This window comes from Photorhabdus sp. RM71S (assembly GCF_042879355.1).
GTDB lineage: Bacteria > Pseudomonadota > Gammaproteobacteria > Enterobacterales > Enterobacteriaceae > Photorhabdus > Photorhabdus kayaii.
On the sequence record NZ_JBHFKV010000002.1, the window covers coordinates 217,352 to 244,134 of the forward strand.

Sequence of the window (26,783 nt, forward strand, 5' to 3'; positions counted from 1 at the left end):
TTGGCTGCACTCGCTCACCCCGGTTACATAGTTTGCTATGCTCCCGGGGATTCACTCCCTTGCCGTCGCGATGCATCTTGAAATCCATAGGGTATAACAATGCGAAAATGCCACCATTATCTAATAATAAGTATGGTTATTATTCGCCAATTTGGCGATAAACCATCGGTGCGGCTGGTTTGGCTTCTGTACCCAGAACGATAGCTTTACGTACTGCCTTTGCCACTTCCTGCCATTCATTCTCATTGTTGGCATGAATAATAGCTAAGGGTGTACCTACATTAACTTCTGAGCCCAGAGCAACGATATTGCTCAGCCCCACACTATAATCAATGCGATCTGTTGCCTTACGGCGCCCTCCCCCAAGGGAAACTACAGACATCCCTATAGCACGGGTATCCATATGCGTAATAAATCCATGCTGTTCAGCCAATATGGGTTTGCTGAAAACAGCCGTTGGCAAGTAACTGTCATAACGCTCAACAAAATCCGTCGGACCTTGTTGTGCAGCGACCATGCGACCAAAAATTTCGGCTGCTTTACCGTTATCTAAGACAGACTGGAGTCTATTGCGTGCATCTTCACGGTCTGTTGCCAAATGGCCGGATACCAGCATTTCAACACACAGTGCCATTGTAACTTCGAGTAAACGTGGATTGCGCTTTTCCCCCGTCAGAAAGCGAACAGCTTCACGAACTTCAAGCGCATTACCCGCACTGGATGCCAGAACCTGATTCATATCCGTCAACAACGCGGTAGTTTTACAACCCACGCCATTAGCCACGCTAACAATCGATTCCGCCAGTTGCTGCGACGCTTCATACGTTGACATAAACGCACCAGAACCCACTTTGACATCCATTACCAGTGCGTCCAAACCCTCAGCCAGTTTTTTGCCAAGGATAGAGGCGGTAATCAAGGGAATAGAATCCACCGTCGCGGTAATATCGCGAGTTGCATAGAAGCGTTTGTCTGCCGGCGCCAGCGAATGGGTCTGACCGATAATCGCCACACCAACATCCTGAATAATGTCACGAAAACGCCGCTCATCAGGAAAAATATCAAACCCTGGAATCGCTTCCAACTTGTCCAGCGTCCCGCCGGTATGACCTAAACCACGGCCGGAAATCATCGGCACATAGCCGCCACAGGCCGCCACCATCGGACCAAGCATTAGCGAAGTCACATCACCAACCCCACCGGTTGAATGCTTATCCACAATCGGGCCGTTCAAATTCAGGCTTTGCCAATTCAACACTGTCCCGGAGTCACGCATAGCCAATGTCAGGGCGACACGTTCTTCCATTACCATGTCCTGGAAGTGGATAGCCATCGCCAGCGCAGCAATTTGTCCCTCGGAAACGGTATTGTCACGTACGCCATTAACGAAGAAGCGGATCTCTTCTTCATTCAGTAGATGCCCATCACGCTTTTTACGGATAATTTCCTGTGTCAGAAACAAAGCATTCTCCTAATCATGATTAAAATCGGCAAAGATTCAGCGGCTACGCACTGATTGATACGGTACTCGATTATCAATAATTGCTGCTTTGCTCTTGATTCTGATGCCCCAGAGTGCTTAGCAAACTGCCTAACAAACTGGAAGCTCCAAAACGAAAATGACGGGCATCAGCCCATTTGTCACCCATGATATGATCAGCTAATGCCAGATATTGTGCAGCCTCTTCAGCGGTACGCACGCCACCAGCCGGTTTGAAACCAACCGTTTCACCCACACCCATCTCATGAATCACCTTCATCATGATTTCAGCACTTGCCAGTGTGGCATTAACCGGCACTTTACCTGTAGACGTTTTGATAAAATCAGCACCTGCGTTGATTGAAATTTCAGATGCCTTACGAATCAGAGATGCCCCTTTCAGTTCACCGGTTTCAATAATAACTTTTAGTAGCACATCCGCTACTGCACAGGCGGCTTTACACGCTTTTACCATGTCAAAACCGACTTGTTCATTACCGGCCATCAATGCACGGTATGGGAAAACCACATCGACCTCATCAGCGCCATAAGCGATAGCAGCACGGGTTTCAGCTAAAGCGATATCAATATCGTCATTGCCGTGTGGGAAGTTTGTCACTGTTGCAATACGGATTTCAGGCGTGCCCTGTTTACGTAACACTTTACGCGCCAGAGGAATAAAACGAGGGTAGATACAGATAGCCGCGGTATTACCTACCGAGCTTTTCGCCTGATGACAAAGTGCCGTCACTTTTTCATCTGTATCATTATCATTGAGTGTCGTTAAATCCATCAAACTCAGCGCACGTTGCGCTGCTGCGGTTAAATCGGTCATAAAACTCTCCAACGTTATTATCGCGGCTAGCTTCTGCTAGAGCCACACATGCTGTTAAACGATTGTTTGTTGGCGAGCGGACTTGATCCTTAAAGATGCCGCGATGATATGCCTACAGCGACAATTGAATTCCTTTTCACCGCACTATGCTCTCTTCGGCTTATGGTCCTTAATGCGAGCCACGCCTTGATCCTTGAAATTTGGCATATCTTATATTTGAACATTTCAACGTTCAAAAAATTGTGCCAAAAATCACACTAATTACATGTAATTTGCAAGATAATAATTTCAAATGTGATTTTTATCACATAAAACTATATTTATCATGGGATTTACCGGCAAATCCAACTTGCTTATCACCAAATAATACACGACAAAAAATATAACTCACGTCTAGTAAACAAAAAGTATGGAAGACGCTGCTTTTTCACCACGAATTAAAGATAAACCGGTAGGAAAATAGATTGCAGGCGGGATTATCCCACCTGCCTAATTTCAACAACGTTACAGAGCCAGGAAGAAGCCTGCGATAGTTGCACTCATTAAGTTGGATAGTGTGCCCGCGATAATGGCTTTCATCCCCAAACGAGCAACATCTCCGCGGCGGTTCGGTGCCATACCGCCCAGACCACCTAGCAGGATAGCAACGGAAGAAAGGTTAGCGAAACCACACAATGCGAAGGAGATAATTGCTTTAGTATGATCTGACAGAACCTGCAAGCCAGCAGCCGTAACTACATCATCCGGTTTCAAATAAGCGCCGAAGTTCATAAAGGCAACAAATTCGTTCACAACTATTTTTTGACCGATGAAAGAACCTGCTACCGTTGCTTCATTCCACGGAATACCAATCAGGTAAGCAATTGGCGCGAAGACCCAACCCAACACCAGTTCAAGAGAAAGTTGTGGATAATTAAACCAACCACCGATTCCACCGAGAATACCATTTAACAATGCAATAAGGGCAACAAACGCCAATAACATTGCACCGACGTTCAACGCTAATTGCATACCAGAAGCGGCACCAGAGGCGGCTGCATCAATGATGTTAGCAGGACGTTCCTCTTCAGCGACCAGTGACATTGCATCAACAGTGTCATGTGGCTTTTCAGTTTCAGGCACCATCAATTTCGCGAACAACAGGCCACCTGGCGCCGCCATAAAGGAAGCCGCAATCAGATATTCCAAAGGTACGCCCATTGATGCATAACCGGCCAATACCGAACCCGCAACGGATGCCAGACCACCACACATTACCGCAAACAGTTCAGATTGAGTCATGGTAGCAATATAAGGGCGAACAACCAGTGGCGCCTCAGTTTGGCCTACGAAAATATTCGCTGTCGCAGACAAAGATTCCGTACGTGAAGTTCCGAGAATTTTTTGCAGGCCACCACCCAATACTTTGATAACTAGCTGCATAACACCAATGTAGTACAACACAGCAATCAATGAAGAGAAGAAAACAATAATAGGCAGTACACGCAGGGCGAAAACAAATCCCCCGCCGCCAAACAGTTCAAACATTTTGGGGGAAACTAATCCACCAAAAATAAAATCCATTCCTTGCTGACCGTACTGGATAACACTAGAAACTCCCTCAGACATACCCATTAATATTTTCTTACCTGCGGGAACATAAAGTACGAAAGCACCGATAGCGATCTGAATCAAAAAGGCACCAAGGACAGTACGAAGTTTAATAGCACGATAATTACTGGAAAAGAGTACTGCGATCAAGATCAGCACTACCATCCCGACCAGGCTCATAAAGAGTTGCATTGGAAGAATCCCTGTTCACTTAATAATAAATTAAATATGTCAGTTGAACGTAAATCGCTCACTGACGCTGAGTCGGCGCTGATTATACTCAGTCATCGGAATGAACAAGCTATTGACATCACAAATATCTACTGAAAAAAGCAATAAAAAAATGATAAATGTGATGTAAATCACACAAATTACAAAAATAATCTGCAACAGATAATCTAATATCGGAATGGCAAAATAATCAACAATTAAGAAATAATTATCAGGTAAATGCAATTAAAGTGTGGTGCTTATGATCCGCAGGCAACAACTCTGTCATATATATTTACATCTATAGATAAGCAGAGAAGCAATGTTTCAAAAATAAATCTAAGAAAATAAGCCTATGTCTAAATTACGAGTAATTCCTCTATGGAGATAACAATTTACTCCTGAGTAACAATCAAACAATTGTGCAAAAACAATTAACTCCATAGTATCCAACCTGTAACGGTTAATAAATTTCCGTTAACGTCCTAAATACTAATATTTAGTTATTTTTCTACTGCATTTCAACTATACAAAATGGACAAGAATTATTATTATTAAAGTCAAGACAGGGAATAGAAGACCTATTATACCTTTAAGTAAATGAAAATAATGAAAACGAATATTCTAGAAGAACGTTTGAGAGAATTTTTAAAACATCGACTCGCAAACTCTAATGATAACGCTCATGATATTGGTCATCTGATCCGTGTTGCAAATAACGCGAAAAGAATCATGGAGAAAGAAGGAGGTGAGCCTTTAGTTATCATTGCCTCAAGTTACTTACATGACATCGTGTCATTACCAAAGAATCATCCAGAAAAAAAACAATCCTCAAAACTTGCAGCACAGGAAGCTGTAAAAATTCTATCTATTGAATTTCCAGAGTTCCCAAAAGAACTTTATGATGCGGTAAAACACGCAATTATAACCCACAGCTATAGCGCAGCCTTACCCCCAGAAACAATAGAAGCTAAAATACTCCAAGACGCAGACCGATTGGATGCATTAGGAGCCATTGGACTCGCCAGAGTATTTTATATAGCAGGTATGCTCGGTCAGGGACTTTTTCAGCATGATGATCCCTTTGCACTTAATCGCCCCTTGGATGACAAATCTTATGCAATCGATCACTTTCAGACAAAGTTATTTAAACTGCCCGAAAAAATGAATACCACAGAGGGTAAGAAGATCGCACAATTGAATGCCCAATATTTGGTGGACTTTTTGAGCAAACTATCGAGCGAAATTAAAGGTGATTTAATTGATACGGATGAATTTATAAAGGATTTTTTCAACGAAAATTAATTGCAAATATTATACCCTTGGAGCTTTGCATCTTAATTCATCATCGATTTATCCAGTTTCAGTTAACTGCATCTTTGCCAATAGTAGTTAAAATCACTTTGCAAATCATATAGCTAATCCAAATAACTCAATACTGTTATGATAAAGTTGGTTAGCAATCTCATCTGGAGCTTCGCGACGAAGCTCACATAACGAAGCAAACACTCCGGCAATTTTTTCCGGCCGGTTAGGTTCTCCCTGAAAACCGAAAAGTGGCATATCCGGAGCATCGGTTTCCAGCACCAGAGACGTTAACGGGAGTTCAGCCATTACGCGACGTGTTTTCTGCGCTCTTTCATAAGTAATGGTTCCCCCTACCCCAAGGTAATATCCCAAACCGATAAAAGCCTCCGCCTGCGATAAGCTACCCGCAAATCCGTGTACTACACCGGTACGGGGAAGGTTGATTCTTCTTAGGATCGCTGCCAGTTGATCATGGCTTTTTCGGGAATGAAGGATAACCGGTAATTCATACTGTTTTGCTAACCGCAATTGAGCGCATAATAGCGCTTTCTGTTTTTCAAATTGGGGTTCAGTCATATAGAGATCGAGCCCAATCTCCCCAACCGCCACCAACTTTTCGTGTTTCTGTTTTAGAAATTGTTCCAGATCCGCAAGATGCGCTTCCTGATGTTGATCGATATAAATAGGATGCAAACCCAATGCAGCATAAATCTCAGGATAAGAACAAGCCAATTCAGATACCTGTTGCAAATTTGCACTACTAATAGCGGGGACAATAATTCTATCCACGCCAATCTGTACCGCCCGTTGCAGGCTCTGCTGTTCATCATCACGAAACGGAGGGAAATCAAAATGGCAGTGGGTATCAATGAACATGAAGCTATCCGTTATTTATCTGTTCTGACGATAGAAAAATTGAAAGCATACTGAATATCAATACCATTTTTGACGAAAGTTGTGTAGATACCTATGCCGATAGGACGAGGAGCCGTCACCCGGCAAAAGACCAGAAATGCCCCGATCAATTCAAGTCTGATTATTTTCAGGCTGAAACTGTTACGGGGTTTCTTTACCGCTATGATTAAATTAATTTTTTATTCCTACATTAATAAAAATTAAGCTTAACATAATAAGCTTTCACGCTATAAAGTCATGCCTCCATCAGTTAACAACTCTTACCAAATAGTGAAAATGATTCTAAATACCTAAGATAGATGATGAACTAGCCTATCATCATAAATTATTTTTCATTTTTATAACACTTTTGCTATCAGCACCTTGGATGAAATTTCTCATACTGGTCGTTTTGTTTATCTCTGTATTACCTGAATTGAACCAGCAATAAACAAACAGAAACAAAAGGAATATTTATGAATTGTCACACCAAGAAAGCTAGCTCGATTTTCGAAACTAACCTTCCAAGATGTTCTAATTCTAAGCCATGTAATGGTGACTGTTATGCAAAGTAAAATATCATTTTTATCAGGTATATCTGAACAGCCCCTGCTTGACGCTGGTTATCAAAACGCGCTAGTTGCCAATCTGAGTGACATCATTGTGCATCTGAATTACATCATTCGAGACGCATAAATTTTTTTTCTTTGTCGATCACAGGTCTCTCCCTATTAGGGGCCTGTTGTAAGGAGTACTTTATGCAGGATTCACCAGAAGTATCGATTACAACGCTATCACTTCCCAAAGGTGGCGGTGCTATCAATGGTATGGGAGAAGCGCTAAGTGCTGCCGGCCCTGATGGAATGACCACTCTATCTCTGCCATTGCCCCTTTCGACCGGCAGAGGGACTGCGCCTAGATTATCGCTGATTTACAGCAGCAGTGCAGGTAACGGGCCTTTCGGTATCGGCTGGCAATGTGGCGTCATGACTATTAGCCGACGCACCCAACATGGCATTCCACAATACGGTAATGACGACACGTTCTTATCCCCACAAGGCGAAGTCATGAATATTGCCATGAATGACCAAGGGCAGCCAGATATCCGTCAAGGCGTTAAGACGCTGCAAGGCGTGACCTTGCCAATCTCCTATACCGTGACTCGCTATCAAGCCCGCCAGATCCAAGATTTCAGCAGAATCGAATATTGGCAACCTACTTCCGGTCAAGAAAGGCGAGCTTTCTGGCTGATATCGTCACCGGACGGCCAACTGCACATCTTAGGGAAAACCGCACAGGCTTGTCTGGCAAACCCGCAAAATGATCAACAAATCGCCCAGTGGTTGCTGGAAGAAACCGTGACACCAACCGGTGAACATGTCAGCTATCAATACCGGGCCGAAGATGAAGCCGATTGTGACGACAATGAAAAAACCGCTCATCCCAATGCAACCGCACAGCGCTATCTGGTACAGGTGAACTACGGTAACATCAAACCACAAGCCAGCCTGTTCGTACTGGATAACACACCTCCGACACCGGAAGAGTGGCTGTTTCATCTGGTCTTTGACCACGGTGAACGCGATACTTCACTTCATACCGTGCCGAAATGGGATGCAGGTACAGCACAATGGCCTGTACGCCGGGATATCTTCTCTCGCTATGAATACGGTTTTGAAGTGCGTACTCGCCGCTTATGTCAACAAGTACTGATGTTTCACCGTACCGCGCTAATGGCCGGAGAAGCCGGTACCCATGACGCCCCGGAACTGGTTGGACGCCTAATACTGGACTACGATAGAGATGCCAGCGTCACTACATTGATTGCCGCCCGCCAATTGAGTCACGAACAGGACGGCAGCCCAATCACCCTGCCACCTTTAGAATTAGCCTGGCAGCGGTTCGACCTAGAGAAGATGCCAACATGGCAACGTTTTGATGCATTAGATAATTTTAACTCGCAGCAACGTTATCAATTGGTTGATCTGCGGGGAGAAGGGTTGCCGGGTATGCTGTACCAAGAACGCGGCGCTTGGTGGTATAAAGCGCCGCAACGTCAGGAAGACGGAGACAGTAATGCCATCACTTACGGCAAAATCGCCCCACTGCCTACCCTACCCAGTTTGCAGGATAATGCCTCATTGATGGATATCAACGGAGACGGCCAACTGGATTGGGTAGTCACCGCCTCCGGTATTCGCGGATACCATAGCCAGCAACCCGATGGAAAATGGACGCACTTTACGCCAATCAATGCCTTACCAGTGGAATATTTTCATCCAAGCGTCCAATTCGCTGACCTTACCGGGGCAGGCTTATCCGATTTAGTGTTAATCGGGCCGAAAAGCGTGCGTCTGTACGCCAACCAGCGAAACGGCTGGCGTAAAGGACAAGATGTCCCACAATCCACAGGTATCACTCTGCCCGTTACTGGAACCGACGCCCGCAAACTGGTGGCTTTCAGCGATATGCTCGGTTCCGGTCAACAACATCTGGTGGAAATTAGAGCTAATCGTGTTACCTGTTGGCCGAATCTGGGACATGGCCGTTTCGGTCAACCACTGACCCTGCCAGGATTTAGCCAGCCCGAAACTAGCTTCAATCCCGAACGGCTATTTTTGGCGGATATCGACGGCTCCGGCACCACTGACATTATCTATGCGCAATCCAGCTCTTTGCTCATTTATCTCAACCAAAGTGGTAATCAGTTTGATGCCCCGCTGACGTTAGCTTTGCCAGAAGGCGTACAATTTGACAACACTTGCCAACTCCAAGTCGCCGATATTCAGGGATTAGGGATAGCCAGTCTGATCCTGACAGTGCCACATATGGTGCCACATCACTGGCATTGTGATTTGTCGTTAACCAAACCTTGGTTGCTAAATGTGATGAACAATAACCGGGGCGCACATCATACTCTACATTATCGTAGCTCCGCGCAATTCTGGTTGGATGAGAAATTACAGCTCACCAAAGCAGGCAAATCCCCGGCCTGTTACCTGCCGTTTCCAATGCATCTGCTGTGGTATACCGAAATTCAGGATGAAATCAGCGGTAACCGGCTCACCAGTGAAGTCAGTTACCGCCACGGTGTCTGGGATGGTAAAGAGCGGGAATTCAGAGGATTTGGTTGTATCAAACAGACAGATACCACAACATTTTCTCACGGCACCGCCCCCGAACAAGCGGCACCGTCACTGAGTATTAGCTGGTTCGCCACCGGGATAGATGAAGTAGACAGCCAATTAGCCACAGAATATTGGCAGGCAGACACCCAAGCTTATAGCGGATTTGAAACCCGTTATACCATCTGGGACAACACTAACCAGACAGATCAAGCATTCACCCCCAATGAGACACAACGTAACTGGCTAACGCGGGCACTTAAAGGCCAACTGCTACGCACCGAGCTCTATGGCCTAGACGGAACGGATAATCAAACGGTGCCTTATACCGTCAGTGAATCACGCTATCAGGTACGCTCTATTCCCGTAGAGAAAGAAACCGAATTATCTGCCTGGATTACCGCCATTGAAAATCGCAGCTACCACTATGAACGTATCATCAGTGATCCACAGCTCAGCCAAAGTATCTGGCTGCAACACGATATCTTTGGTCAATCACTGCAAAGTGTCGATATTGCCTGGCCTCGCCGCGAAAAACCGGCAGAAACCCCCTACCCGCCAACCCTGCCGGAAACACTATTCGACAGTAGCTATGATGATCAGCAACAACAATTACGTCTGGTGAGGCAAAAAAATAGCTGGCATCACCTGACTGACGGAGAAAACTGGCGATTAGGTTTACCAAATGCACAACGCCGTGATGTTTATACTTATGACCGGACCAAAATTCCGGCCGAAGGGATCTCTCTTGAAGTCTTGCTGAAAGCCGATGGCCTGCTAGCAGATGAAAAAGCGGCCGTTTATCTGGGGCAACAACAGACGTTTTACACCGCCGGTCAAGCGGAAGTCACTCTAGAAAAGCCCACGTTACAAGCACTGGTCGCGTTCCAAGAAACCGCCATGATGGATGATACCTCATTACAGGCGTATGAGGGCGTGATTGAAGAACAGGCGTTGCATACCACACTGATACAGGCCGGTTATCAGCAAGTCGCGCGGTTATTTAATACTGGATCAGAAAGCCCGGTATGGGTGGCACGGCAAGGCTATACCGATTACGGTGATGCCACACAGTTCTGGCGGCCTCAAACTCAGCGTAACTCGTTGCTGACAGGGAAAACCACACTGACCTGGGATACCCATCGTTGTGTAATAATTCAGACTCAGGATGCCGCTGGATTAACGACGCAAGCCCGTTACGATTATCGTTTCCTTACGCCAGTACAACTGATAGATATTAATGATAATCAACATATTGTGACATTGGATGCACTAGGTCGCGTGACCACCAGCCGGTTCTGGGGTACGGAGGCAGGGCAGACCACAGGCTACTCCAACCAGCCCTTTACACCACCGGACTCCGTAGATAAAGCGCTAGCGTTAACAGGAGTACTCCCCGTTGCCCAATGTTTAGTCTATGCCGTTGATAGCTGGATGCCGCTGTTATCTTTGTCTCAGCTTTCTCAGTCACCAGAAGAAGCAGAAGCGCTATGGGCGCAACTGCGTGCCGCTCATATGGTTACCGAAGATGGGAAAGTGTGTGCGCTAGGCGGGAAACGGGGAATAGTCCATCAGAACCTAACGATTCAACTCATCTCGCTATTGGCAAGTATTCCCCGTTTACCTCCACATGTACTGGGGATCACCACTGACCGCTACGATAACGATCCTCAACAACAGCACCAACAGACGGTGAGTTTTAGTGATGGTTTTGGCCGGTTACTCCAGAGTTCAGCCCGTCATGAGCCCGGTGATGCCTGGCAACGTAAAGAGGACGGTGGGCTGGTTGTGGATGCAAATGGCGTTCTGGTCAGTGCCGCTACAGACACCCGATGGGCTGTTTCTGGCCGCACAGAATACGACGACAAAGGCCAACCTGTGCGTACCTATCAACCCTATTTTCTGAATGACTGGCGCTATGTTAGTGATGACAGCGCACGAGATGATCTGTTTGCCGATACCCATCTTTATGATCCACTGGGACGGGAATACAAGGTCATCACCGCTAAGAAATATTTGCGAGAAAAACTGTACACTCCGTGGTTTATTGTCAGCGAGGATGAAAACGATACAGCATCAAGAAACACATAATTTTATCCGTTGCCCCGCAGTATATTGCGGGGCAATATCTAATCAATTATGAAGATTCAGCATTTCCGTTAAATATTAACGTCAATGTTCTTTCTTGGTAAAAGCCGGAACAGGATCAGGTGTCGGAACAGAGCTATCGCAATTATAATGCTCTCCTGTCAGCCCTATTTTTTTGCAAGCCGTAGACAAAAGAGCATTAGGTGTCGCCCACTCATCTTTCCAGTCACTACCGTCATAACGTTCATTCTTAAATAGATCCCACATTATAAGGCCCGTTTTACCATATTTGATCGTACCATCTAATATGCTGTTAAGAGCGCTCTTCGTCAGCGGTAAATTACCGGTTGCGGGTTTACCAACTTCAAACCCAACCGTAATAGGCGGCAAAACCAATAATTTTTGCGGTTGAATTGATGCCTGAGCGTAGTTACGCGCCCCTTTTAGTTTGACATGGAAGGTAACAACTTCATTGCCTGATTTAAGCCAGTTAATATATTGACCATAATAATACTTAACCTGCCCAGGAAGGTCACAAGGAATATATGTTTCACCTCCCCCAATAAATCCACAATCTTTTTCACTTAAATCATAGGTCATTACACCAATATAACTGAGTCGATTGATCAGATTGGGGTAACTCAGCGCGGTATTGTAAATCAAACCATAGAGATTGCCTCCCCACCAAGCACCACCATAAATATCACTATTCCTCGCATTAGTTCCCCAGTTAGCGGACATATTCGGGATACCTCCCGTTGCAGGACCTGCGGTACTTAGCTTAAGTGATGGTTTAACTGCATTAATTGAAGTATAAAAAGACTTTAAAATAGCAGCGAATTTATCCACGGTTGCCGGCATTGCACGGGGAATTTTCTCTGCGCCAGGAACAATATTCATTGACGCATCATAAACATAACTGCCTAGTCCCTTTGCTATTAAAGTTGATGTAATAAGGGTTTCACTGTTATTAGGAGGAACCTTGATTGAGTCAGGCGTTAATTTCCAGCTTTTTGCATTAATATCAGCGTGCCAGAATTCTTCATAATCCACATCAATTCCGGCTACACCTAAATCGGCCGCCAAATTAACAATATTTCTATATGCCTTATCTGCGGCTTTACCCGTAATAGTACTGTCAAATCGAGGAATTTTAGTCAGTGGATTGGGGAAAATATCATAAACTGCACCGGGTTCATTACCACAAGCATCCTTTTTGCCGGCAGTTATATCATAAATTTTCGGATAACAACTAAAATTCCATCCACCTATAGCAATATAAGTACTCACTCCATGAGATTTTAAATCAGCGATAACACCTTTTAATGCCACAAAATCAGCCCTGGCATTTTCAGCTTCTTTCGTGCTAATACTTTGACCAGAAGTACAGATATAACCAAACAATCCTGAACATTTCAGACTGTTTTTCTCATAGTTAACAAAACTAGGCTGGACAAAAGACAATACCAGCATATTAAAGTTACTCTTGTTCTTATAAATATCTCTACTTAATTTTTTAAAGTTATCAAGACTGGCATAATATTCTTTAGTATCAACCTGCGCAGCAGGCCCACTCAGATAATATGCAGATATTTTAGGATTGGCGGCAATAACATTTCCTGACATGAAAAAGAATAATATAGAGCTTGCTAATAAACGTCGGTTTAATTTGTATTTAGACATATATCTATCTCCACTTGGTTAACATTACTTTTCCGATTACAGTCAATGAGTTATAATGACACTTCATTGCCTTTTCATCATGAACGGTATAAGTTTTTCCCTAATAGAGCGTTAATATGTTCAGTCTGTTATTATAGACTGTGATGTAGTTACTAATCGGTTATATTAGCATTAATTATTTCAATGCACCAATTTCATAATAGTGTAGTTTTCTCCGTTGTCCACAAAAGACCTAGAAATTAGTTGTAATAATATTTCTCTCTAATCTATCTAAATAAAAAAATATTATTATATGATAATTCCACCAGATTATATTTATGTTAATTAATTACTACAGGCGTAACGCTTTAGAGATAATTATTTCCTTCTGCAATTGAATTCAGATTATTACTAAATACAGTTTCCAATCTACACCCAATATATATCCCGAGTCTTAGGAAGATTATTTTAATTAATATTATTGAAATTAAACAAATAAATTACCTCACCAAAAATATAAATAAATTACGCTTATTTCATTTTCATTAAGAACATCATGAGTTCCTATAAGCTATAAATAGTGTACAAGCAGATTCGCAATAATAGTTAATTACAGCTTGTGCAAACCTGCTTATGAATGAACAGTGAACCACCAGCAACACGCAAAACCCGGAGTATACATGTTAATAGAGAACCCATTGCTTTAAATAAACGCTCTCTGTTATCAGGCAAATTATGCCCAAAAACTTCAACGATTCTTCAACAAATTATAAAAACCTATAAAAAGGTATTATCTTAAATTTGCCTAATTAATGATCAAGCTCGTATACTCACTGGGCGTTAAGACAGATCTGGAATAGCACGTAGCTTACTTAGTCGCTCAAAATGTATTCCAGCAAGTGAAACAAAGTTAAAACACAGGAAAATTATCATGACACGTTTAGGCTTATCTATAACTGTATTATCACTGTTATTCTCTGGCGCAGTATTGGCTGCACCTAGCACACCGGTAACCCAATCTTCGGATACCAAAGTGACTGCTTCCCATACAGCAAATACCAAAGCAGAGAAGAAATCGGGTAAAACCACACCTAAACAACACTCACACCAAAAGGCAGCAAGCAAAGAAGCCAAGAAGACTCACTGAGTTTTCCAGCATGAAGCCACTACACGCAGCAATAGTTATGACACAAGTTTGACAGCGTCATAAACTGTAAATTCAGGGGGGAAATCCCCCCCTCAACGTATTAAAGTGAAAAGCTTAACAAGTGCCTTCGGTATCTTCATCACCATAATATTTAACACCAATCCTGATAATATCCCGCGCCTGAGATTTACGGTGTTTATTCGTATCACGCAATGAATAGATACAACCACAATATTCCTGCTGATAAAATCTTTCCCGTTTACTAATTTCAATCATCCGGGCTGAACCACCTTGCTTACGCCAGTTGTAATCCCAGTATTGAATTCCCGGATACTGACTTGCCGCTCGTTTTCCACAATCATTTATCTGCTGCATGTTTTTCCAACGGGAAATGCCCAACGAGCTTGAAATAACGCTGAAATTATTTTCATAAGCATATAAAGCAGTACGCTCAAAACGCATATCAAAGCACATGGTGCAACGAACCCCTCTTTCTGGCTCCCATTCCATACCTTTAGCGCGTTCAAACCAGTTATCACTGTCATAATCCGCATCCACAAATGGCACATTGTGTTGCTCCGCAAAGCGAATGTTCTCTTCTTTGCGAATTAAATATTCCCGTTTTGGATGAATATTCGGATTATAGAAAAAAACGGTGTAATCAATTCCAGAGGCATGTAGCGCTTCCATCACTTCACCAGAACAAGGCGCACAACAAGAGTGCAATAATAATCGTTCCGCATTATCCGGTAACGTTAAAACAGGGCGAACATAGTTTTCCATTTAGCAGGCTCCATATAATTATAAGAATTAATTATAGAATATAGTTATTTTTAGCTTCAAATTTTTCGAATGAAATTCATCATGACTGGCTTGTTTTTACGATCCTTATCTTTGTGATCCTTACCTTTGTAATCATAGTAAATTACTTGAAATTCTGGCAGGTTCCACCGTCATATTGTCGTCATCAAAGTTTGTACGAGGAAGTTCACTACAGATAAATTTGTTTTATGCTGATAGTTAACTAAATTATAGCCAAATTCAGATGCTTTTAACCAAAATAATTTAAACGGAGACCAAGATGCGCCATGCAATTTCCCTGAGTGACCTCTCTTTTCCGGCCATCACCGCCGGATTTGTCGCTGTTCTGGTTGGATATACCAGTTCCGCGGCCATTATCTTTCAAGCCGCTGAAGCTGCCGGCGCTACCCCCCTACAAATCGGCGGCTGGCTAAGTATGCTAGGATTTGGGATGGGCATCAGCTCCCTGGGATTATCGCTTTATTACCGAACACCCGTCCTTACCGCATGGTCAACACCGGGTGCCGCGCTACTAGCGACAACGCTGCCAGGAACATCAATCAACGAAGCCATTGGTATCTTTATTTTTGCTTCAGCGCTGATCTTGCTGTGCGGTATTACTGGCCTGTTTGCCCGGTTGATGAACTATATTCCACAGGCACTTTCCGCAGCCATGCTGGCCGGTATTCTGTTACGCTTTGGTTTGGATGCCTTTTCCTCATTTTCAGTCAACTTCGTACTAACTGCCGGAATGTGTTTGACTTATCTTCTGGCACGCAGATATTTATCCCGCTATGCCATCATCTTAACACTATTATCAGGGCTGATTATCGCCGCTTTACAGGGAGATATTCACTTTGAACAACAATCTACAATCGCGTTTGCCACCCCTGAATTTATTGCACCCAGTTTCACACTCTCTTCGCTATTGAGTATCGGCATCCCATTTTTTATCGTCACGATGGCATCTCAAAATGCGCCCGGCATCGCAACACTGAAAGCCGCAGGGTATCCGGTTTCTGTTTCATCACTGATAAGCTGGACTGCGCTCATTTCACTCATTTTGTCACCTTTTGGTGGTTTTTCCGTCTGTATTGCCGCTATTACAGCCGCAATTTGTATGAGCCAGGAAATCCACTCTGACCCGAATCGCCGTTATATGGCCGCTGCCGTAGCGGGCGTGTTTTACCTGATAGCGGGCCTGTTCGGCGGCTCAATAAGTATGTTATTCAGCGCTCTACCGACTGCGCTTATTCATGTTATCGCCGGATTAGCATTGCTTGGAACCATTTCTGGCAGCTTGCTACAGGCATTACAGAATGAAAAGCAACGAGACGCCGCAGTAATCACATTTTTGATCACCGCTTCCGGCGTGACGTTACTTGGAGTAGGCGCTGCATTTTGGGGATTAATCGGTGGCGTAATAACCATGATGCTTCTATCTTTGCCTGAGAAAAACAAAATCGCTCATTAAACATACAGTAAAATTATACTTTTCAGCATCTTATGATATTTCTTATCTATAAGAGTTGTGCTAATTTGCCGGGTTTGTTGCGCTTTAAATATTACGGTGAGAAATCAATAGCCTTAAATGAAAACTTTAATTTCCCTACTAGCAAAACCGAGCTTCCTATTATGAAATTTTTTGACATAAAATTTTCTGATATTAGCAAGTTAGCTGTTCTTTCATCATGCTTGGCAATCCCCTATAGCTACGCTGATGACCACCCAATTCTTTCTCTCTCTGTCAGCCAGTCAGGAGGGAACCAAACGACTGCTGATGGTAGTTTATCCAGAAAGCCAAATAAGCAAGAATCACGGATACTCCCGATTTGGGGTAATGAGGCCAGAGCTAAAGGTTATGACCTACCGGAACCTTTTGGTGCCAGTTACGGTTATATGAATATGCGGCAGAATATCATTGTAGATGATATTAAAATCATTATACCGGACACCCCAGGCTTTGAAGACATACTGGATATAAACACAGGAAAAACCAGAGAAAAGAATGAATCACATATGCTCAAGCTGGATACTTGGGTTCTGCCTTTTCTGAATGTTTATGGCGTTTATGGCTGGACAAAAGGCTCATCGAAAACCAACATTGAGGGAATCAGTTTTCTTGGTCAGACTATTAAGGGAATGAAAGATATTCCCTTCGCACTAGATTTTAAAGGTAAAACCTATGGTGGCGGTTTTACTCTGGCAGGGGGTTACGATCAATTTTTCGGTACGCTTGATACCAACTATACCTACACCAGTCTGGATATTCTGGATGGTAAAATTAGCGCTCTGGTCGTCACTCCACGAATTGGTTATGAATTTGTATTCCAGCCAATCATTCCAGGGCAAGGAAATACCAAATTGCAAGTATGGACCGGTGGTATGTACCAGAAAATTACTCAGGAATTTGAAGGCAATATTAGTAATCTGGATTTACCCCCCATGTTTGACAAATTGGTAAGTGCATTCGACGATTATGAAAATATGAAATTCAAAGTAAAACAGCATGTTGCATCTCGCTGGAATAATACCGTCGGCGCAAGGCTGGAAGTCACACGCAATTTCAATATGCTGACTGAAGTTGGCTTTAACAAACGTAACAGCTTCTACATTTCAGGTGAGTTCCGCTTTTAATGAACATCCGTTGTACTTTATATGGGCTGGCTTTAGTCAGCCTTTTTATTTCTGATCTCTCATATGGTGAAGCACCACTCAGCAGGGAAAAAATCGATGGCTGGCTGGAAAAATTAGGTGGCAGTAATACCTATGACAGCAGTAAAGCGATTGATTGGGGTATTTTACCCGGCCCTTTTTATACGCCAGAGTTAGGTGCCGGTCTCGGTGTTGCTGTCGTTGGTCTTTATCGGCCAGATGATCATGACCATACCAGCCAAACCTCTTCTCTTTCCCTAAATGGATTTGCCTCTTCAACAGGCGCCTTTGGCTTCACATTTGATAACTACAGTTTCTTTGCTGATGATCAATGGCGGTTTTTCCTTTCCGGTACCTTGAACAACGTTCCCACTTATTACTGGGGAACAGGATATCAAGCAGGTAAGGTAGATGATCGCAAAGAAAAATATCACTCACAGGAACTGCACCTGCAACCCAGAATGCTCTATCGAGTTGCTGATTCTACCTATTTAGGCGCTGGCTGGAATTTTTCATCATTACACGCCAAAGACCCTGATAGCGGCGCTAAAAAACTTTTTGCAGCAGAAAACGATGGCCGGTCCATATTGAGTTCGGGCGTCAGTGCCTATTTCAGCTACGACACACGGGATTTTCTGCCTAACGCTCATCAAGGACACGTTCTTGATATTACCTACACCCATTTTTCCCCGGCATTAGGCAGTGACAGCCGGTTTAATACCGTTGATATGCAATACAGCACCTATTATCAATTAGATGAAAAATCTGTACTGGCATTCGATAGTTATGGTCGTTTCACTGACGGCCAAGTGCCCTGGAATATGCTGTCAATGCTAGGTAATAGTAATCAGATGCGTGGATATTATGAAGGTAGATACCGGGACAAAAATGTTATCAGCACCCAATTGGAATATCGGCGCAAATTGGACTGGCGACACGGATTTGTCTTGTGGGCAGGGGCGGGCACCCTAAGCCATTATGCAAAAGATATTGGCTCAGAAAACTGGTTACCCACAGTTGGCGCTGGCTATCGTTTTGAATTCAAACCTAAAATGAATGTCAGACTGGACTTTGGTATCGGTAAAAAAAGCAATGGATTTTATTTTCAGGTAGGAGAGGCGTTTTGAAATTGCGTTTATGGATTGCTGCTTTAACGTTAGTTGCAGGATGCCAGGGAACTTTTTCTTCAATCGCACCAGTACAACCTGACTTAAATAGTGAAACAACCGCCGAAGCCACTCGTGCATGGCCGGTTCTTGCTCCGATTCCCTCTCCCGAAGGATTAAGAGCTTGCTGTGCTTTTGGCTACAATTTAAAAACTGAATTACTGACTATTCCAGTACCTTTTTACCACATAAGTAATGTGCTGGATGCCGATAATCTTGGGGCACATAATTATAACAACAGTTTTTTTGGTACCGTTGCTTCATTAACAGGACTCAATAATGAAAAAGTGGGGATGATATATACCCGCCGAGGCGGATTCATTGATATTTCCCATGTACGGGATACCGCTGATAATGCGGTTTTTCTGTTCAGTCAAATCTGGCCTCGTCTTGGAGAAAAGTGGCAAATAGAACTCAGCAGCGAATTAGCATTACGCCGCATTCAATTCTATCAATTCACACCACCAGCAGCGATAGAACAACGTTATACCCTAACTGCTTATCTGGCCGTAAAATTGGCTTTTGAACTTGCTGCATGGCATGAAATCGCCCAATGGTACGGTTATCAGTCTGTACCGGGATTTTCTGAAAAAGTATCTGCGTTCTCTCCTGAAGATCTCTACTCTAATCTATTAGGCGCTCGTCTTTCCCTCTCTTTGATACTGGCAGGGCAAGTACCGTCAATGAAACAATACCGCCTATCAATGCAAGCCATTCTGCCATCTGCGCTACGTGAACTGGAAGCCTTATCCCCTGATGAAACGCGGAAAATGTTTGAACAGGTTGATGGTATCTGGTGGGACAGCACACGCCGTATACCTGATAAACGCTTAATCCTTCAACGTGATTTCCATACTCACAGCGATCGTACCCCTAATATGGTGCCTACAGAACAGCAAGTTCCGCTTAGGCTTACCCTGCCACAACAATATACTGGCTACAGATTATCTGAATTGGCCGAATTACAATTGTGGCCTAGCCGCCAGATGAAAGATCTTCCTGTACCAGAAAGCTACTGGATTGCACTTGATTTTCCACAATTGGCAGAAAAAGCAAAAGAACAACAAGAGAATCATTGATTCATATATTTTCTATGAAAGAATGAATATAACATTATGAATTAAAATATATGAGAAACTTTAGATTACTATTTCTCAAACAATAATCCCATTGTAATATCATCAATTATAATTCACTATTCCCATAATGTTACATCATAATATAAACTCAACATCATTCATAATAAAACCAAACTATGCCGACCATACTTAAATTAAGCTATAAAGAGAAATCCCACATCAATAAGGCATTATTCCACAGGATAAAAAACCGTATTGAAATATTTACAAAGATAAAAAACCAATAAACAACTGATATAAAATAATTAATATTACATAACATCTAAAAAACAAATCAAAAAATCATAAAAATATTAACTAGCTCAACAACCAAAAAAGAAACAAAATCTCAAAAAGATCACAAAAATAAGAACATAATTCTTAATTATACTCTTAATCTGTGTATTGCACTTATTTTTATCGAAAAATTAGACTTTCACTCTTAATTTAACTCAAATAACAAAAATCCCTTCTTAAATAGGTTTAATCGTCTATAATATACATTTCCAAGTTATAAATATGTATAAACAATATCAGCTTTATCTAAGTAGATAAAATAAGAACTTACATTATCAACAATTAGATTTATTCAACCAAAACTCAAGTTACTAAACTATTTTCAACTATATGATATATTGATTTTTATTTTAAATTTACAACATTAAATAAATTTAATAGATAAACACTCATATTGTTTTTTAATTTTTCTGATGTATTTGGGGATTCAGGGCCCCTATCTTCACCCCTGATAAAGTCAATTAAGATGTCCCTACTCCTGGAGAGGAAAAATGAATAAACTAGCGTTATCAACCACCGCCGCGCTTATTTTTGCTACAGGTTCTGCTGTTGCAGCCAATGATGCCGCTGGCGGTACATTACATTTCTCTGGTGCAGTCACTGATGCCACTTGTACTATTAACAGTGGTGCTTCAGCTAATCTGTCGATTATATTGGAACCTATCTCAGTCACTCAAGCCGGACAAAAAGAAGGCTTAATTGATTATGGGAAGAAAGCATTTTCACTAGAATTTTCTAACTGCCAGTCCAAAGCCGTTGGTTTTGATCCAGCAACCTCTATGTTGAAAATCCAGTTCTCATCATCACATACTATTTCTAACGATGCTAAGTACCTGGTTAACCAAGAACTCAATGCAAATGGTAAGCCGAAAAACGTAGGTATCGCTATTGTTAAACACACCGAAGAAAATAACCCTATTATGCTGAATAAAGCGTTTGATACAGGAATCAAAGGCTCAGAGGCAACACCTGAAATTGTCGATTTCTATGCGAAATACTACAAAGTAGGCACTGATGCTGCTGATCCAGGTAAAGTAGTAACGATGGTTACTTATCACGTTACTTATTTATAATTATTTACTACAATAAATAAAGCCTATTTAGATAAATAGGCTTATTTAATTTGGCAAAAATAACGTTATGAAGAAATTATTTTTAACTATATTATTAGGGATAACAACTCTATCTGCTCATGCCAACATCGTTATTAACACAACACGTGTTATTTATCCAGCCAGTAATAAAGAGGTATCAGTTCAATTATTAAATGCAGGGGATCAACCCTCCCTGGTACAATCCTGGATAGATGATGGCGATCCTAATTCAACACCTGAAACAGCTAAAGTCCCCTTTTTACTCACCCCCCCAGTCGTCAAAATTGATGGCAATAACGGGCAACAATTAAGAATTAAATACATCAGCAGCAATCTACCCACGGATCGTGAATCGCTGTTCTATTTAAATGTTCTGGATATTCCACCCATAGCAGAAAACATTGGCGATAAAAACGTTATGCAGATTGCTATTCGTACCCGAATCAAATTTTTCTATCGGCCAGACAAGCTTTCTATCTTACCGAAACAGATCCAACAACATATTGGATTAAAACGTGAGGGTAGCCAACTAAAATTGGAGAATTCATCACCCTATTTCATGAATATCGTCGGCCTTAAATCTTCTGACACTCAACCTAACTTACTAAATGAAGGAACAATTATAAAACCGTTCTCTTCTCATTCATTCAGTACCAATGAAAAAGTAAAAGTTGGAGACAAATTAACTCTGGCTATTGTTGATGATTTTGGTGCTATAAATAAATTAACTTTACCACTTCAATAGTGATATTACTGGCATAGCATAGAACATGATAAGACAAAAAATTAGTCCGTTAGCTCTGATAATAGGTACCCTTCTGTATACAGATTGTTTATGCTATGCCAAAACATTTAATACTGATTTTCTGGTTGGTGAATCTGCAAAAGCGGATTTATCCCGATTTTATACCACTTCAGAGCTACCCGCTGGCCGTTACGGTATTGACATATATCTGAATAATGACTGGAAAGGAAGATTTGATATTAATATCCAGAACGATGGCAAAGATATTTACTTACTCAATGAAGATCTTCCTAGGTTAGGTATAAAAATTGATAAAAACCAATTACCAGAATCAAATTTATCCAAAGATGAAATTCTTCTTACTAAAATAATACATGAAGGAACCGCTAATCTCGATGTTCCTAAACTCAGCCTGCATCTGGTCGTCCCGCAGGCATATATCAAAAACGAGCTAAAAGGCTATATCGATCCTGCGTTCTGGGACCGAGGTATCCCCGGAGCTATGCTGTCCTACAATGCCAACTATTACCATACTCAAAATAGGAATAAACAAAACCGCGACCGTGAAAATGAAGATAATGCTTACGTGTCACTTAATAGCGGTTTGAATCTATTTGGCTGGCAATTACGTGATCAATCCTCTTATCACTACACGCGTTCAAATGGTGATAAATGGAGTAACAATACCCGTTATCTGCAACGAGGAATTTCATCAATTAATTCAGAATTTCGCATTGGTGATAGCTATACATCAAGCGATTTATTCGACTCTTTCCGCTTCCGAGGTATCAATTTGAAAACAGATATGCGCATGTACCCTGATGCCTGGCAAGGGTTTTCCCCTATCGTCCGTGGAGTTGCGCAGACTAACGCTCTGGTAAAAATCACCCAAAATAATATTGTTATTTATCAAGGTAATGTACCACCCGGGCCGTTTGCTATTGAGGCTATTTTACCAACAGGTTCAGGTGGTGATTTGCTAGTTGAAGTGACGGAAGCAGACGGACGTACTAACAGTTTTACCGTCCCCTTTTCATCCGTTCCTAATATGATGAAAGAAGGTCTTGGCAAATATGATATCAGTGCAGGTAAAACACATATTGCCAACAGTCGTTATAAACCAAACTTTTTTCAAGCCAGCTACCAATATGGTTTTAATAATGTCCTGACCGGTTATACAGGCACCATTATCAGTAAAGATTATTACTCACTACTGTTAGGTAGTGGTTTTAATCTACCAATTGGCGCTGTATCAATTGACGTTTCGCAGTCCAGCGCCAAATTTGATAATAGCCCAACCATGAAAGGCCAAAGCTACAAATTAGCTTATAGCCGCTATATCCCACAAACAAAAACAAATTTTTCGCTGGCGGCTTATCGTTATTCAACTAAAAATTATCTCACCCTAATCGATGCGATTGATCTGCATGACTGGATAAGCAACGGATATAACCAACAATACTATTCTCATCAAAAAAATACCTTTAATATCAATTTGAACCAGAATCTTGGTAGTCGTGCAGGTTCACTTTTTCTTTCGGGAACATTCCGTGATTACTGGGGAACCCAGAATAAAAGTAGAGAATATCAAATGGGGTATTCCAACAGTCTGGGGAAAATCAATTATTCCCTGACAGCAAGCCGTGTCCGATACAATATCAATGAAACAGAAAGTAAAGAGGAACAGCGCTACTATCTGATGCTGTCTGTTCCTTTTGAGTTGTTTGGTTACCCTGCCTATTTGACCAATAATGTCTCAATCAATGAAAGTCACTATGACAACAGTAACTTAGGATTAAGCGGCAGCGCAGGCCCAAACAACCGTTTAAATTACCACTTCAACATTTCAGATCAGAAAAATGGTTCGACAACAACCAGTGCAAATTTGACCTACAAAACATCCGTTTCCACATTGAGTAGTTCTTATAGCCAGTCCAAGGAGTACCGCCAAATGGGGCTTGGCGCAACCGGCAGTTTAGTTGCTTATCGAAGCGGAATTCTGGCTGCTAATCAAGTTGGGGAAACTTTCGCCATCATTGACGCACCGGGCACAGCAAATGCTTCTGTGAATGGTGATAAAAGCATGGTGACAAACAACAGCGGTAAATTGCTGATACCTTATCTTTCTCCTTATCGTAAAAATGCCATCATGCTAGATACCAGTGAAGTGCCAGAAGATGCGGCTGAACTTATCGGTAACATCAGAGATGTTGCGCCATATTCCGGTGCGATTACCCATATCGGATTTAAAACAGACCAGCGGAAGACTTTTGTCTTCTACGCCGCTCAGGCTGATGGTAAACCTTTACCTTTCGGTACTGAAATTGTCGATTCAGAAGGTAACAGCTTAGGATACGTTGGTCAGGGTAGTATGGTTTTCCTACGTATAGAAAAATTACCACAGCAAATTTATGTCCACATCGGTCAACTAGGCGAAAAGAGCTGCATAATAAATAATCCACAGCCTGAAATGGGCTCAACCGCCAATATTTGCCGTTAAGGGAGAAGATAATGAAACTTAAGCCATTGTACCTTAAACCATTGTATCTGGCGGCCATAATCAGTCTGAGCAGTAGCATAGCCTATGCAGATTGCCAACCCAAATATGCAATACCGGCACCGGCAATCCTGGTTGATATGACAGATCATCTCACTCTGAACAGTAATGCAACCTGGATACTCAACACCCAATATTCTGGCTATTTTACATGCACAAGAAATTCACTATGGAAACAAAACTCTGTCGCTAACGGTTCGCCTTTTACTAAAAACAAAGTTGTTTTAGGATTCAATGGTGGCAAAGATTATGCCGAAGTGACTATCACGAATCTTTCTCCTAGCAACAGTATTAATCTGGGAAACAGTAACGACACATACCCTGCCAGCAAATTGCAAGCCCAATTTACACTTAATATAAAGCTACTGAGTGGCAGACCCGGTGGTAGTAATATTCACGTCTTTTCCGGCAATTCCGCAACATTAAAAACTGCTGTCATTGCGATGGATACCACCAACTTAGGACTCCTTGACGCCATTCTCCGTTTCGCTACCGATTTCCTGACCTTTATTCTTACCTGGGAGTGGCCGACACATTCTGAAGATATCTATTATCAACCCATCACAATGATTTTTAATCACAGAGATACAACTTGTCACTTCTTAAATGCGGGATTGACAGTGAATCTACCAAAAGTCAACCGCATTAGATTGCTTAACGGAACAGATAAAGGAGAAACACCTTTTACCCTTAACTTTGAATGCAAATATCTCCAAAACGGTAAAACTTCACGCTCAGTTAAAGTTTACCTGAGCAGTAATCATCTGCTACCAAATGACAATCGAACTTTAATTGACAGCAAAGCAGGTGCCGCTAAAGGTGTTGGTATCCGTGTTTCTCAGACAAGTGATTCAACGCCGATAACTTTCAGTGCTTCGCAATCCTCATCCCACGGCGCAACACTACTATTCAGCAAAAACTCCGGCAATGTCATCGATAAACACTTTACCATCGACCTTAATGCTTACTACCACGTTTATGATCCCCAAAACATCATAGCAGGGGAACTGAAAGCAACTTCTGTACTGAACTTTGAATACAATTAATCAAGAGGCAAAGGAGATGTCTCTTATTTCCCTCATTCGAATTAAAATTTTATGTTTCAATAAGTAATAATTTGTAATAAAGTGTTTCTATAGAAAAATTCATTTACATTTATAATCTACCCTGAATTGATGTAACACAATGATAATCCTAACATTAAGTAATCATTCAAACTCGCTTAATTTATCAATAAAATAGTGTAATTCTATGAAAAATAGAAAAAACATACTTTCACTTATCAATAAAATTAAAAAAAACAATATCAAGATAATATTTCCAAATCTTATTAAATAATAAATAAAAATAACAACCAATCAGCAACAAAAATATACCTTAAGGATAAAAAAAATACAAAAAAACACATAAACAGAAAAACAAAACATATGAAAACATTCAACTTATATTGATTAAAAATTAAAAAAAACAATTAAAATCAATGATATATGAATTGATCGAAAATAAAAACTTTAGGAGAAAATATAATTACACGTAATATAAAAATGTGATAAATAATTTAACCTAGCACAAGAACAATATAACTTTAATTCTCCAAAAACACTTTTAATATAAAAATAGAAAGATAAATATTTATATTATCAGGTAGATTCACATAATAAGTGCAACATCGTTAATCTGGAAGTAAACATGTTCGTATTCCCTTAAATAATTCATTCGGTGTTTTCCCACCCCGTGTTTTTCGGGGGCGATTATTTAATCGGTTTACCACAAAATTTATTTCCTGATCAGAGATTTCATTAAAATCGGTTTCCTTTGGAAAGTATTGTCTGATTAACCCATTGATATTCTCATTGATCCCTCTTTCCCAAGGCGAATAAGGGTGAGCAAAGTAAATTTGGGTTTCTAATTTTTCACTGATGATTTCATGATCTGCGAACTCCAAACCGTTATCGAACGTGATGGTCTTAACCTTTTGTTTTAACGGAAATAATACTTTCACTGCCGCTTT

The 26,783-nt window shown here is 41.7% G+C and carries 18 protein-coding genes; 11 read left to right on the plus strand and 7 right to left on the minus strand.

The features are described 5' to 3' along the window. Positions 1 to 139: 139 nt before the first annotated feature. From deoA to ACGF5R_RS01970, 3 genes are all read right to left on the minus strand, one after another. Entirely contained in the window at positions 140 to 1,462 is a 1,323-nt protein-coding gene (gene deoA / locus ACGF5R_RS01960) for a thymidine phosphorylase (protein ID WP_387689504.1), read from the minus strand. Between the two features lie 73 nt (positions 1,463 to 1,535). Then, positions 1,536 to 2,315 carry a deoxyribose-phosphate aldolase gene (gene deoC / locus ACGF5R_RS01965; protein WP_387689507.1) on the minus strand — a complete coding sequence of 260 codons (780 nt, stop codon included), beginning with the start codon at positions 2,313 to 2,315 and terminating at the stop codon, positions 1,536 to 1,538. A 504-nt stretch (positions 2,316 to 2,819) separates the two neighbouring features. Further along, complete coding sequence (locus ACGF5R_RS01970; protein WP_192881044.1) at positions 2,820 to 4,085, minus strand: NupC/NupG family nucleoside CNT transporter; 1,266 nt, start codon at positions 4,083 to 4,085, stop codon at positions 2,820 to 2,822. Positions 4,086 to 4,724: 639 nt separating this feature from the next. Between ACGF5R_RS01970 and ACGF5R_RS01975 the strand changes: the two genes are divergently transcribed. Continuing rightward, the gene (locus ACGF5R_RS01975) at positions 4,725 to 5,420 is read left to right on the plus strand and encodes a phosphohydrolase (protein WP_387689510.1); all 696 of its coding nucleotides are present in this window, start codon (positions 4,725 to 4,727) and stop codon (positions 5,418 to 5,420) included. Between the two features lie 105 nt (positions 5,421 to 5,525). On the opposite strand, the gene ACGF5R_RS01980 is transcribed toward ACGF5R_RS01975, so the two are convergent. Continuing rightward, positions 5,526 to 6,299 (minus strand): TatD family hydrolase, encoded by a 774-nt coding sequence (locus ACGF5R_RS01980; protein ID WP_112879079.1) that lies wholly within the window; start codon positions 6,297 to 6,299, stop codon positions 5,526 to 5,528. 776 nt (positions 6,300 to 7,075) lie between these two features. Between ACGF5R_RS01980 and tcaC the strand changes: the two genes are divergently transcribed. Further along, a complete protein-coding gene (gene tcaC / locus ACGF5R_RS01985; RefSeq protein ID WP_387689513.1) occupies positions 7,076 to 11,533 on the plus strand; it encodes an insecticidal toxin complex protein TcaC in 4,458 nt (1,485 codons plus the stop codon). 81 nt (positions 11,534 to 11,614) lie between these two features. Here tcaC and ACGF5R_RS01990 read toward each other — a convergent pair whose 3' ends face one another. Continuing rightward, positions 11,615 to 13,213 (minus strand): toxin, encoded by a 1,599-nt coding sequence (locus ACGF5R_RS01990; RefSeq protein WP_387689516.1) that lies wholly within the window; start codon positions 13,211 to 13,213, stop codon positions 11,615 to 11,617. 910 nt (positions 13,214 to 14,123) lie between these two features. On the opposite strand from ACGF5R_RS01990, the gene ACGF5R_RS01995 reads away from it, so the two are divergent. Further along, positions 14,124 to 14,339, plus strand: a complete 216-nt coding sequence (locus ACGF5R_RS01995) for a hypothetical protein (protein ID WP_112879082.1) — start codon at positions 14,124 to 14,126, stop codon at positions 14,337 to 14,339. Positions 14,340 to 14,453: 114 nt separating this feature from the next. On the opposite strand, the gene ACGF5R_RS02000 is transcribed toward ACGF5R_RS01995, so the two are convergent. After that, complete coding sequence (locus ACGF5R_RS02000) at positions 14,454 to 15,122, minus strand: epoxyqueuosine reductase QueH (protein ID WP_049584551.1); 669 nt, start codon at positions 15,120 to 15,122, stop codon at positions 14,454 to 14,456. A 298-nt stretch (positions 15,123 to 15,420) separates the two neighbouring features. On the opposite strand from ACGF5R_RS02000, the gene ACGF5R_RS02005 reads away from it, so the two are divergent. From ACGF5R_RS02005 to ACGF5R_RS02040, 8 genes are all read left to right on the plus strand, one after another. Beyond that, positions 15,421 to 16,614, plus strand: a complete 1,194-nt coding sequence (locus ACGF5R_RS02005) for a benzoate/H(+) symporter BenE family transporter (RefSeq protein WP_387689519.1) — start codon at positions 15,421 to 15,423, stop codon at positions 16,612 to 16,614. A 176-nt stretch (positions 16,615 to 16,790) separates the two neighbouring features. Further along, positions 16,791 to 17,777, plus strand: a complete 987-nt coding sequence (locus ACGF5R_RS02010) for a hypothetical protein (RefSeq protein ID WP_387689543.1) — start codon at positions 16,791 to 16,793, stop codon at positions 17,775 to 17,777. Then, a complete protein-coding gene (locus tag ACGF5R_RS02015; protein ID WP_387689522.1) occupies positions 17,777 to 18,922 on the plus strand; it encodes a BamA/TamA family outer membrane protein in 1,146 nt (381 codons plus the stop codon). The genes ACGF5R_RS02010 and ACGF5R_RS02015 overlap by 1 nt, the downstream gene beginning before the upstream one ends. After that, positions 18,919 to 20,040 (plus strand): DUF4056 domain-containing protein, encoded by a 1,122-nt coding sequence (locus ACGF5R_RS02020; RefSeq protein ID WP_387689525.1) that lies wholly within the window; start codon positions 18,919 to 18,921, stop codon positions 20,038 to 20,040. Before ACGF5R_RS02015 ends, ACGF5R_RS02020 begins: the two co-directional genes overlap by 4 nt. Before the next feature lie 827 nt (positions 20,041 to 20,867). Next, on the plus strand, positions 20,868 to 21,449 hold the full coding sequence (locus tag ACGF5R_RS02025; protein ID WP_112879086.1) for a fimbrial protein: 582 nt from the start codon (positions 20,868 to 20,870) through the stop codon (positions 21,447 to 21,449). Between the two features lie 67 nt (positions 21,450 to 21,516). Continuing rightward, complete coding sequence (locus tag ACGF5R_RS02030) at positions 21,517 to 22,215, plus strand: molecular chaperone (protein WP_387689528.1); 699 nt, start codon at positions 21,517 to 21,519, stop codon at positions 22,213 to 22,215. Positions 22,216 to 22,240: 25 nt separating this feature from the next. Further along, positions 22,241 to 24,715: a fimbria/pilus outer membrane usher protein gene (locus ACGF5R_RS02035; protein WP_112879088.1), complete on the plus strand. Its 2,475-nt coding sequence runs from the start codon at positions 22,241 to 22,243 to the stop codon at positions 24,713 to 24,715. 11 nt (positions 24,716 to 24,726) lie between these two features. Beyond that, positions 24,727 to 25,818, plus strand: a complete 1,092-nt coding sequence (locus ACGF5R_RS02040; protein WP_387689531.1) for a fimbrial protein — start codon at positions 24,727 to 24,729, stop codon at positions 25,816 to 25,818. Between the two features lie 626 nt (positions 25,819 to 26,444). Here the strand turns inward: ACGF5R_RS02040 and ACGF5R_RS02045 are convergent. Continuing rightward, positions 26,445 to 26,783, minus strand: a 339-nt coding sequence (locus ACGF5R_RS02045; protein WP_387689534.1) for an IS30 family transposase, incomplete at its 5' end; no start/stop codon positions are given.